The following is a 7,238-nucleotide window of genomic DNA, read 5'->3' as shown; positions in this document are numbered from 1 at the left end:
TGCGAGGCATTGAGCTAACCTGTACTAATTGCCCGTGAGGCTTAACCATACAACACCCAAGGGGTTTTGTGGACTCAATAGAAAGACAGACCTTGAATGCGTTTGAAGAGAACGAAAAACAGCTTTCCAGATTATTTTGCCTTCAGTGTTTAAAACTGGAAGTAAAAGCAAAATTTTGCTTGGCGACCATAGCATTGTGGACCCACCTGATTCCATGCCGAACTCAGAAGTGAAACACAATAGCGCCGATGGTAGTGTGGGGCTTCCCCATGTGAGAGTAGGACATCGCCAGGCTTACCTTACGTTTTCAGTTTTAAAAACTGAAAGCAAAACTAGAAACAGCACACAAGTAAGACTGATTTTAGTAACAATTTGTTGGAGGGATGGCTGAGTGGTCGAAAGCACCGGTCTTGAAAACCGGCAACCGTTAATAGCGGTTCTAGGGTTCAAATCCCTATCCCTCCACCACTATTCATCAAAAAAAGCCTTTGATTATCAAAGGCTTTTTTTGTATCTGTAAGACTTGAATTTGCTTCGAAACAACGAGGTAAGTCAATGTATATACAAAAATCTCCCCACGGCGTCTATTACGCACGGATTTGTACTCCAGCACAGTTGAAAGCGTTGGGATTCCCATTCGATCTGAAAATTAGCCTTCGAACAAAAGACCCTAAGCTAGCTAAAGTCATTGGCTTAAGCCTTGTCAGTGCTGTCAAAGAGGCCTTTCGTACTACAGATTCTCTGTGCTTTTCAGAGTTTCAGTTGCATCTAAAAGGCATTTTGTCCCACCACCTGAACTTACAATCACAAAAGCAGGACGATCGCTTACATTTAGGTTGTATAACTTCCATAAGTCATACTTCTAAGCGTTTGAGTGAAGAAAAGCATTGGAGTGAAGCGTTAGAACACTTTCTAGAGTTCAAAGGGGTTCAAGGGGTCAGTGCATTGACTGTCCATCAGTTGAAACAGCGCATTACCTTTTTCTTTGAGAGCACTACGCCATCTGGTTTATCAACAATAACTGCGATGGCACTGATGGAGTACATTAAGACTCTCAATAGCTCTAGTCTTTCAGCAAAAAGCTGTAAAGATTACTACGCCGCGCTGAGTCAATTTATACGTTGGTGTGCGACCATGTCTTTGATTGAAAGAAACGTGTCTGCAGATATCAAAGCGACTTTCAAGAAGTCTATAAAAGCTGATAAGCAGCGCTCAAGGTGGTCAGAGAGTCAGCTTTCAACACTCAGAGCCGCTACTTAATTCAGACTCCTAGGTTCACCTGGTGATACAGATGGTCCATTCTTAACGCGATGGACAGCGCTGCATACGTCCTCATGTCGCACGCCCCAAAATCGTTTAGATCAAATGCTCTACATATTATTGCTATTTCATATGCGGAGTGTTATTTTTTTGCGTTTGTATAAATTAATGTGATATTCAAAGGAATATTAATGTATAAACGCACAGTATTAGCTTTCAGTTTAAGCCTTGCTTTAACGGCATGTGGTGGTTCTGACTCCCCTAGTTCTCCAACCACTCCCGACACCCCTAGTTCTCAAACCACTCCTGACACCCCCCACACAAAAGTGACAGCATTGGATGGCTATCTAAATAAAGCATATATTTACAAGGGTTTAGGTTGTGAAACGTTTCTTGGCGAAACAAATGAGCATGGTGAATTTCTCGCATCTTCGTATCAGGATGTAGCTGGACCATTGTGTGTGAAGACTATTCCACAGATGACTCAGGACATGAGCCGAGGTGTTGTTACAGAGGCATTTACTCTTAGAGCAAATAATAGCAGCGTTGTTTCACCGTTTACAGATTTTGTGGAAATAGCTGTTGAAAACGGTTTAGAACGCGACCAGGCGTTATTGGAGCTAAAAAGTCATTTAGGGGCGATCGAGGTTAAAGAGTCTTTATTACTGGGGGACTACCTTCAACAGACGAACGATGTCGCTGATGCACTCTTGGTGATTGGAGAAGCCCTAATTGACAATCATGAATATACTTATAGTCAAAAGCAGCAATTAATAGCGGGCATTAGTGAAACTATCTCTGATCTTGTTCTTGATAACAACGTAGATTTTCTTCCAAGTACGGCCCCTCATATTACGTTAAATAATAACGGAGAAGTGCTTGTTGATCCTGTCTTAAACTACCGCCCAGCTATTAGCGAAGAGAGTAATATTGCAAGTATTACAACTTTGCTCGGCGATGAGTTTCATGAAATTGACCTCAGTAACCTATTCTCTGACCCAGACGATGACTCCGCAGATCTAATCTATACTGTTGAGTTGTTGGAACATAATGGTACGAATGGTTTAGAAATAACTCAGGGTTACATGCTTACTGGCACTCCGGCATCTACGGGCCGCTACTCTGTGCTAGTTTATGCTCAAGACTCTAAAGGAGCAAAGTCTTACCCTATTCAGTTTGACTGGGAAGTACGAGATAGGCAAGCAAACGCAATTCCAGTGGTAAGAGAAGAGTCTTTAACAGCATTGAACTTGCTTTTAGAGGGTCAACATTTTTCAGTAAATGAAACGATTGACTTTACTTATGATGTAAATGAGTTATTCGGAGACGATGATGGTGATTTGCTCAGTTTTAGAGTAAGTACAGGTACATTAGATCCTAATTTGGTAGCGAATATTCGTAATAAGATCCTTACAATTAAAGGCGTTCCTGCCAATGCCGGTGCGCAGACTATCTCAATAGTTGCAAACGATAGCTTTGATGATAGCCTCCCTGCGTTAGTAGGTTTTTCTATTTCTGAAACGCTGGTGAACAAACCTCCTGTAGTTGTTCCTCATAAAGTGACTCAACTCAAAAAGTGGTTTGCTAGATTATCATTACAGAAAGGTGAATATACATTAGCTAATACAAATATTGAGGACTTATTTATCGATGAAGACTTGAGTCAAGTTTGGGTTACATCTTCTGAACATAAAGGCTTAGAAATAAGTAGTTCACAGGGTGAGTTAACCGTAAAAGGAGCACCTTCGAGCAAGGGAGTGTTTGTTGTAACCTTGGCTGCAGAAGACCGTGTTGGGTCTCGTTCAGATCTTAGTTTCGATGTGAATGTTAAAAAGGCGGTAGATCTGAAGCCAGTTTTAAATCCGTCAGTTGATAGTTTAGTAACTCAAGAAATAAGTAATTGGGTGATTAAGCAAGGCAGTTATTTTGTTGATAGTGTTGACTTGAATAACTTATTTATTGACCCAGAAGGTACACCAGTAACTTATAAAGCCTCGACTCAAGTTGAGGGTTTATCTATAACTATTGATTCGAGTAAACAGCTGAGAATTGAAGGAACACCAAGCGAGGTAAATGCTATAGGTCCTCGCTCAATTTTTATATCAGCGAACGACTCCTTATATGGTAGTAATGTTCTTCGTTGGGTTGATGAGCGATATGAATTCAACTTATTAGAAGCAGATAAACCGTTACCGGAGTTGGAAGATATCGGAAAAATTGATGCGACAGAGTGGTTTGATAATGATGTATTTTATGCCGTAGCGTACATGGATGCTTTTGATGATGGAATTGTTTATGTGCCGCCGTCTTACACATGCCTAGCTTACCAATTTGCAGATGGAGTTTATTCTATATACATGCCAAGAAGTGGAAGCAAGTACTGCGAAGAGAATCTAGCAAATAGCGTTTACACAGAAGTGGGAACTTACTCATTTATTGATGGGGAAGTACATATCGAATATCCATATATGGGTCTCGGAGCAGAAGAAGTATGGACATTACGCGCAAAAAATGAAGAGAGCGACTCGGCGATGGCTACTCAGCACCTACTTAGCAACGTTAACTACTTCGATACAGCTACAATCTATAAAACTGCGCAACAAGCAAATAATAGAATTGCTAAACAGGAAAGTTCAATATTCGAGTCTTTTGTCGCAGATCCTGAAAATAAAGGTTATGTGAAGGGAGAGATCCACGTCTCTAAAGTTGTAGAAGGAGAAAAAGTTGCTGTTAGCTTTGAGGTTGTCGGTGAGTCATCTTATTTAGATTGTAGTTTTATGGCTTATTATAAACCTTTTACTCTTGTCGCTAATGGTCAAGAAAGTGATCCCATAACTGAGTATTGCGAGTCTACAGATGACTCAGCGATTACTTATACTGTTGAATATTCAAACTCATTGGCTGGCGAGGAGGTTTACCTGTTTGCACCAGCTTTAGATATAGCCTCCCCTTACTTAGAAACATTAGGGGCAGTGATTCCAAATTAATCAATATAAGACGCTTTAAGTAAAAATGGGAACCACGAATGGTTCCCAGATTACCATAGTAACCTTATCTATCAGTTAGCTATTTTCTCTCTCTTCTACCGTCACTTATCCTCTGATTTACCTTTGCCATTATCCTTATTGTCAAATGCCTCTCAGCTAGATCGGTCAACTCATTCACACGCACGCCATGTCATGCTGACAGCAAGTTGTAAGATTGCATTGTTCAACCAGTAACTTCCTGGGGTAGGTCGATCTATTTGCCATACTTTTAGTTATTCATGATTTACTAATGTTCTACTTTCCGAAAATGATAATTGTCTAAAGGCGTGTTGACGCCGTTCTTGGCAAACTGTGATCACCAAGCGGTTCTGTCGTTGTAGTGGCATAGTGAATTTGGTCACTTAGTTAGAGGTGATATCATCACCTCATAAGTTAATAGGTGACATTATGACAAAACGTACAAGACGACTGTTTAGTGCCGAATTCAAACTGGAAGCGGCACAGTTAGTGCTAGATCAAAACTACTCCGTAGCTGAAGCTGCTCAAGCCATGAATGTAGGTAAATCTACGATGGATAAATGGGTTCGCCAGCTTAGAGAAGAACGCTAAGGGAAAGCACCGAAAGCTTCACCTATGACTCCTGAGCAAAGAGAAATTCGGGAATTAAAAAAGAAGCTGGCTCGCCTTGAAGAGCATAATGAAATATTAAAAAAAGCCACGGCTCTGTTGATGTCGGACTCACTGAACAATTCTTGATAATCAAGAAACTCAAGCAGAGCTACAGCGTAAAAACATTATGCGAAGTCTTCAATGTTCATCGAAGTAGTTATCACTATTGGCTTAAACGCACAACGGTAATTAATGCTGAAATAGTAAAATTGCGCAGCTTGGTCAGTGAGGCTCACGCTGCAAGTAATGGCTCTGCGGGAGCGAGAACCATTGCAGATATAGTCACAAATCAGGGCGTAAAACTGAGTCGTTACCGAGCGAAAAAACTGATGAGAACGCTTGGTTTAGTGAGTTGCCAAGAGCCCAAACATCGTTACCGAAAAGCTTCACAAGAGCATATTGAAGTTCCAAATCACTTAGGTCGTCAGTTTGCTGTTACCGCCCCAAATGAAGTATGGGTTGGCGATGTGACGTATATTTGGACGGGTAATCGGTGGATGTATTTAGCGGTTGTTATCGATATTTTTGCTCGTAAAGCGATTGGTTGGTCGATGTCTTTATCACCTGATAGTCGGTTAACAGGCAAAGCTTTGTCGATGGCTTATGAGTCTCGCGGCAAGCCAAAAGGTGTCATGTTCCATAGCGATCAAGGTAGTCACTATACCAGTCTTAAATACCGCCAACTACTGTGGCGCTTTCAAATCAAACAGAGTTTATCTCGTCGAGGAAACTGCTGGGATAATGCGCCAATGGAGAGCTTCTTTAGAAGTCTGAAAACGGAATGGGTGCCAACGGTGGGTTATCGTAGCTTTGCTGAGGCTCAACAAGAGATCACTCGCTACATCATTGGATATTACTGCCAACTCAGGCCACATCAGTATAACGGAGGTCTACTCCCAATGAATCAGAACGATTATATTGGGAAAACTCTAAAACCGTGGCCAATTTTAGTTGACCACTACACTGCTTTAAATTCAGGAGAATGGATAATACGTTTCTTCTTGCTTGTCATGGTTCACCTCATTAATGACTGTACTCACTTAACTCAGTGTCCAAAACTGCTGGTTCGGATTAAAAAATCCAGAGCCTTAACAAACACTTACAATTATGCTAGTGTGCGCTATAATCTGCCACCTTCCTATTGGGAAGGCACAATAACCACGCCCGAGAATAATAATGAGCGAAAAAGACGCGTCTCAAATAAAGTTAGAGACAATATTGCTGTATCCCTTCGTAAGAACAGAAGAAGCCAAAGCAAAGCTAAAGGATGACCTTTACCACAGCAAGGTGAGTTTTATGGAAGAGTCCATGGAAAAACTCGACAACGCGCAAAGTACGGATGAGGTCTACGCTGAAGTTGACTGCATTAACGACAATCACACCAACCTATTTTGGTCGAGCGATATGTCGGCCTCGGTCAATATCCTTAAAAAGGTGATGCTGGTTTCTTGGGGCTTATTAGTCGTGATCTTAGCCAGCTACTTTTACGCCAAGATTGAGGTGTTCCGTCGGTACCAAGACACCGAAACCCTTAATACTGTAGTTATGATCGCGTCGATTGTGCTGTTTGCCATTGGTAAGCTGTACCAATCTAAGCGCAGGGAAATTTTCGAAGGGTTAATCAAAAACATTAACCAGCTGCAAGCTAAGCTGAGCCGCAAGGTCTACGTTCGCACCATTGAGCTTCGCCATGGCATGCAAAAAACCAGTGCGAACCAGGGCTTCTTAGATTTTAAGCGCTGTAATTATCGCAACTATGTGGATGATTGTTTCTCGCTCGAAAAGTACAAAGACACCAACCTTAGCGATTGCAAAATCATTCGAACAGCCCACACCAAAGAGACGGTGCGTAAAAAAGGCCACGGTAAAAAACAAACCATCGAGCGAACCTACTCAACTGGTTACCGCTGGGGGATTATCGTGCCTTGCTTTACTGATGCCAGCCCAATGATCATCAGTCAAAGCCGCAGCTCGAATGCTGACCAATCTGCACGCAATGAATATATCGAATATAAAACATCGTCCATTAACTTTGAAAAATGCTTCTATACCGAAGGGGTAGATAAAATTGCCATCGCTCGGGTACTGACTCCGAAGCTAATGCTGTTTATTGAAGAGCTGGCTGACGACTTAGGTAACCTAACCTTTGAAATAAACAAAAAGAATATGTTGCTCATCCATCAATCGCGACACAAGATGATCGATGAAATGGGATCAAACCTAAGAGACACTAACAAATTTAAAAAAGAGCTGATTGAAAAGACTGAGTTTTCATCATTCTTTACTTTGCTTGACCAAATTACCCCACTGTATAAATAAGGA

Annotated in this window: 3 protein-coding genes, 1 tRNA gene, 1 rRNA gene and 1 pseudogene; all 6 read left to right on the top strand. The window is 41.5% G+C overall.

What is annotated here, in order from left to right:
- Positions 1-178 precede the first annotated feature (178 nt).
- The 6 genes and pseudogenes from rrf to L1D11_RS18915 all read left to right on the top strand — a co-directional run bounded on the left by rrf (position 179) and on the right by L1D11_RS18915 (position 7,235).
- Positions 179-294, top strand: a 5S ribosomal RNA gene (rrf, locus tag L1D11_RS18940).
- Positions 295-377: 83 nt separating this feature from the next.
- A tRNA-Ser gene (locus L1D11_RS18935) sits at positions 378-468 on the top strand.
- Between the two features lie 87 nt (positions 469-555).
- Positions 556-1,260, top strand: a complete 705-nt coding sequence (locus L1D11_RS18930; RefSeq protein ID WP_239833657.1) for a DUF6538 domain-containing protein — start codon at positions 556-558, stop codon at positions 1,258-1,260.
- A gap of 191 nt (positions 1,261-1,451) precedes the next feature.
- Positions 1,452-4,247 carry a hypothetical protein gene (locus tag L1D11_RS18925; RefSeq protein ID WP_239833656.1) on the top strand — a complete coding sequence of 932 codons (2,796 nt, stop codon included), beginning with the start codon at positions 1,452-1,454 and terminating at the stop codon, positions 4,245-4,247.
- Positions 4,248-4,694: 447 nt separating this feature from the next.
- Positions 4,695-5,871: pseudogene (locus L1D11_RS18920) on the top strand (IS3 family transposase).
- Positions 5,872-6,092: 221 nt separating this feature from the next.
- On the top strand, positions 6,093-7,235 hold the full coding sequence (locus tag L1D11_RS18915; RefSeq protein WP_239833655.1) for a DUF3137 domain-containing protein: 1,143 nt from the start codon (positions 6,093-6,095) through the stop codon (positions 7,233-7,235).
- Positions 7,236-7,238: the final 3 nt, after the last annotated feature.

Source organism: Vibrio sp. Isolate32, assembly GCF_022397955.1.
In the GTDB taxonomy this organism is placed as follows: domain Bacteria; phylum Pseudomonadota; class Gammaproteobacteria; order Enterobacterales; family Vibrionaceae; genus Vibrio.
Note: the sequence above shows the minus strand (reverse complement) of the source record. Positions and strands in the feature narration are given on the sequence as shown.